Raw genomic sequence first — 3,880 nt, 5'->3', positions numbered from 1 at the left:
GGTGACATTTTCTCAGTCCAGTTAATGTGGTTTAGGGTGACATTTTCACTGTCCCTTGACAGGCTTTTTGGTGTCGTTGCCATGGGAGTGTGATATTATCACGCGAGAACGCGGATAAAAAAAGGGTTGCCCAATGAGTGTTACTAATACGGAAAACAATATATCCTGAATATTGACATGTGCCGGAAATATATTAATATTATTAATGTGAATCCATACCTAGCAGTTCCATATCGTACTGTCTCTTGGGCCACCTGTATATTAGCAAAGGGGGACGGAAAGATGCCAACCTTTAGCAGCACCGATGAGCTTTATCGGGTAATTGGGCAGTTTATTGAGATGGCAGGCCAGCCCCAAACCATGGAAAGCCTAAGGCAACGTTGGGGAAGCAGCCCCGAGTTCGAGGAAAGCGAAGAGGATCTCCAACTGATAAACAAAATCGGCGAAGACATCCGTAAAGGGGGGTTGTGCACCAGGTTCGTTTTCCACGACCCCGAGGGCGAAATCACCGTTGATGCTCGCGATCCTTCAGCCGGAAAGTTCTATGACGTTTACTATGGCCCGCCGCCTGTTACCCCCGACCTGACGGTAGAAACCTCGGGTGATACCTCGCATCTCTTTTGGTTGGGCAAAGTAAATGTGGTCACAGCCATGGCTCGCAGGCAGATCAAGATGCAGGGCCCTGTAACCAAGGGGCTAAAAATGCTACCAGTGCTGTCCCAAGCCTTTAAACTCTATCCCAAATACTTACGCTACGAGGGGCTACACCATTTCCTGAACGTAAAATAAGCCGCAACGCCTAGAGCCACATCCGGCTGGCCAGCAAGCCTAGAGCCAGCAAAACGGGCGTAGCCAAGGTAAACATGACGTTTTGTCCTAGCAAGGGAATAAGCTGGGGCAGGTTGTCGGCGTGCTTCCGCACTCCCCGCGAGGTCGACAAAACCAATGGTAACGGCAACAAAGCTATGAGCGCCGGCCAAGGCAGGAGGTGAAGCAGCACTGCCAGGACCAACCATGCATAGGTACCCAGAGCTATTCCCGCATAAATAACCGCGCTTTTCTTGCGCCCAAAGAGGATAGGTACGTGGTGCCGGCACACCAGCCGGTCTGCCTCCACGTCAGGAAATTGGTTTAGAAGCAGCAGGTTACTCACCAGTAGCCCCGGAACCAACGAAGCAACTATGGCGGTCCAGCTATAGCTCCCCACCAAAGCAAAGTGGGTCCCCAATACCATGCAGGGACCAAAGCCCAGCCCCGGAGCCAAAAGGCACAGCCATGGCCGTTTAGTTATTATCTGGGTATAAAAGGCTACCAGGATCAGGCCCGGCAAGCCAGCCCACAGGATGCCAGGACCCTTGGTAATCATGACATATATGCCTACCCCCACAGTTGCCGCCAGAGCACCGAGCCCAAGCATGAGGGCACCGGTGGGCGACATGGCACCAGCTGGCAAAATCCCGCTGCCACCGCTAAAAGGTGTGCGCTGGGTATTTAAGTCCAATCCGCTCTTATAATCAAAATAGTCATTAAGCACATTCACTGCCGCGTGGGCGGCCACCGCTCCCACCAAGACTATCAAAAGCTGCCCGATGTTGATTCCCGGTCCTCCTCCGCTCAGTACGGCTGTACCAACGCCGACGAGAAAGCAGGCTGGAGTAAGAAGCAAGAATTGCGGCCTGGTTTCGCGTATATAAACACTTAGACTGGCCATGACTGCTAACCCCTCCCGGTTCCAAGTATAAATCAACTGCTGGGAGTACAACAATAGGCAATCAACGTCAACTTGGGCTACGAAGTTACCGACCATCGATACCTAGGGGATTAAGATGGTGTGGTAAAATGGGAGCGGATGAGATTTCCCAAAGGAAGGGCTTGATCCATGAGCATCGATGCCGATACCGGTGCTGAGAGCAGCCGGCATAGCAGCGCAGCGGTAACTTTAGGCCCAGGTTCGAGTAAAATCTATATCGGTACTTCTGGCTACAGCTACCGAGACTGGGTGGGTCACTTCTATCCGGAGGGCACCAAGCCCCAACAAATGTTGGCTTACTACGCAGAACAATTCCCCTTCGCAGAGATCAATTCTACCTATTACCGCCCCCCAACCCCAGCCATGCTATCAGCCATGGCCAAGAAAACTCCATCCGAGTTCTTGTTTGCGGTCAAAGCCTACAAATCTTTGACCCACGAACGGTCCAAGAACGTGGCCGAGGATTGCTGGCAGTTTCTCCAGGCCCTTCAGCCTATGGTCGAGGCGGGGAAGCTGGCGGCGGTCTTGCTGCAATTTCCTTATTCCTTCCATTGCACCCAGGAGAACCACGAATACCTAATCCAGCTCCACCAGCACATGCCTGGCCTGCCAATAGCAGTTGAGTTTAGAAACCGCAACTGGGTCAACCCCCGTACTTGGGAGCTACTGCATAAGCTAGGGTGGGCCTATACCTGTGTCGACGAGCCCCAGCTCAAAGGCCTAGTGCAGCCAAAGATCGCCGTCACTGCACCCATTAGTTACGTCCGCTTCCACGGCCGCAACGCCAAGCAATGGTGGCAACACGATCAAGCTTACCAGCGCTATGATTATCTTTATTCGGAAGATGAGCTGAGGCCCTGGGTTACCAATATCCGCGCCCTGGCAGCACAAACCAAGGCGGTTTACGTCGCCTTCAACAATCACTACCAAGGCCAAGCGGTACGCAACGCCAAAATGCTGCGGGAGCTTCTGGCCCAAGCCGCTGATGCTACCGAGTAGGTTAGCCTCAGCAGCTAATTTAGCCTATTCCCATCCCCAGTTCGGTAAAAGGTAAGATTTTCGCTCACCTCCCCAAAAAACCTCTCCTGTCCGACCCCGCCTTCGGCCAAGATCTCCATTAACCCCACTCCGTTTGTAACACGTAAGGTAGTGACTTTTGTCACTTGAGGGTGAAGAAAAAATGGGTGAGGTACCAAGCTGGCCGTCGGGCCATAGATGATAGCCGGTTTAGCCCTCGATGCGCACAGGTCCAAGATCTGATCCAAAGTTTGGCTGACCAGCGTACAGGCAGTGATTAAGACTAGGTCCGCTCCGGACAATGCCTCCCCAACTTCCTGGGCAGGCAGTAAATGTACCCGGCAAGGACCCTGCCTTGCGCCGTTCCGGTTAACGATAAGCGAGCGAAAGAGGTCCGGTGCCAGCTCAGGAACATATACGGCCTTGGCTTTTTGGGCAACTTGGCGAACTGCCCCGCCGAAACCGACCATGGTTACCACGGAACAAGGGCTCACGTCCCTGTCAACTACTTCCTGGAAACCGCTTGGTCGCCAGCCGATCCCATAATCGGTCAGGCAGCCCGGCTCCCGCAAGAAGGGCTGAGAGAGAGCACTTAAAGCCGCTATGCCTAGCGAAGTCAAGAGAAACCCTTGCGGGCCCCCGGGAGTTTCAAAGGCCAACCGGCCTACCTCCAAGGCTGGAACCCCTATTAGGCCCCGCAGCAACTCCACATCACTGGCATTTAGGGAATTGCCGGCTCGGATATTCATAGCCAGGCCCGCATCCTGGTTATCAATGAGGACCCCAGTAAAGCCACCGTTAACTGCTATGGTTTCTATTCGCGGGTGATTCGCCCTAGCCTGGCCCTGGGTTAATCGGCTAGCCAAGAAAGAATAAATAGCCTTACTCAATTTCACGCCTGTGCGCTGCCTCCTTCCCCTCCTCACTGTCCCGGTGGCGAAACCGGGGGGTTTTCGCATCCGGAAAAGCATCAAACTGAGGCATATAGGGGCGGACGTCCAGAACCGGCGTGCCGTCAATGGCGTCCAGACCCTTAACCAGGAGGCGGTTCCCCTTCCGCTCCAGAAGTTCCACCACAGAAAGGCCAAGACCAGACGGCCGGGCCGGAGCCCT

The 3,880-nt window shown here is 53.9% G+C and carries 5 protein-coding genes; 2 read left to right on the top strand and 3 right to left on the bottom strand.

Going from position 1 to position 3,880, the window contains the following annotated elements; translation table 11 throughout:
• Window positions 1-282 precede the first annotated feature (282 nt).
• Window positions 283-789: a hypothetical protein gene (locus H5U02_14500; protein MBC7343633.1), complete on the top strand. Its 507-nt coding sequence runs from the start codon at window positions 283-285 to the stop codon at window positions 787-789.
• Window positions 790-799: 10 nt separating this feature from the next.
• On the opposite strand, the gene H5U02_14495 is transcribed toward H5U02_14500, so the two are convergent.
• Window positions 800-1,711: a prenyltransferase gene (locus tag H5U02_14495; GenBank protein ID MBC7343632.1), complete on the bottom strand. Its 912-nt coding sequence runs from the start codon at window positions 1,709-1,711 to the stop codon at window positions 800-802.
• A 168-nt stretch (window positions 1,712-1,879) separates the two neighbouring features.
• Here H5U02_14495 and H5U02_14490 point away from each other — a divergent pair, with 168 nt between their 5' ends.
• On the top strand, window positions 1,880-2,749 hold the full coding sequence (locus H5U02_14490) for a DUF72 domain-containing protein (GenBank protein MBC7343631.1): 870 nt from the start codon (window positions 1,880-1,882) through the stop codon (window positions 2,747-2,749).
• A 14-nt stretch (window positions 2,750-2,763) separates the two neighbouring features.
• On the opposite strand, the gene H5U02_14485 is transcribed toward H5U02_14490, so the two are convergent.
• Together H5U02_14485 and H5U02_14480 are read right to left on the bottom strand one after the other, a co-directional pair.
• Window positions 2,764-3,663 (bottom strand): hypothetical protein, encoded by a 900-nt coding sequence (locus H5U02_14485; GenBank protein MBC7343630.1) that lies wholly within the window; start codon window positions 3,661-3,663, stop codon window positions 2,764-2,766.
• A partial coding sequence (locus H5U02_14480) for an SAM-dependent methyltransferase (protein ID MBC7343629.1) occupies window positions 3,650-3,880 on the bottom strand: 231 nt, incomplete at its 5' end. The genes H5U02_14485 and H5U02_14480, both read right to left, overlap by 14 nt.

The organism is Clostridia bacterium, from assembly GCA_014360065.1.
Lineage (GTDB): Bacteria > Bacillota > DSM-521 > Neomoorellales > JACIYF01 > JACIYF01.
This window is presented reverse-complemented; position numbering and strand designations above follow the sequence as displayed.

What these genes read in the sequence shown, in the direction of transcription:
- H5U02_14500 (MBC7343633.1), top strand. Translation starts at nt 283, where the DNA reads ATGCCAACCTTTAGCAGCACCGATGAGCTTTATCGGGTAATTGGGCAG.
- H5U02_14495 (MBC7343632.1), bottom strand. Translation starts at nt 1,711, where the DNA reads ATGGCCAGTCTAAGTGTTTATATACGCGAAACCAGGCCGCAATTCTTG.
- H5U02_14490 (MBC7343631.1), top strand. Translation starts at nt 1,880, where the DNA reads ATGAGCATCGATGCCGATACCGGTGCTGAGAGCAGCCGGCATAGCAGC.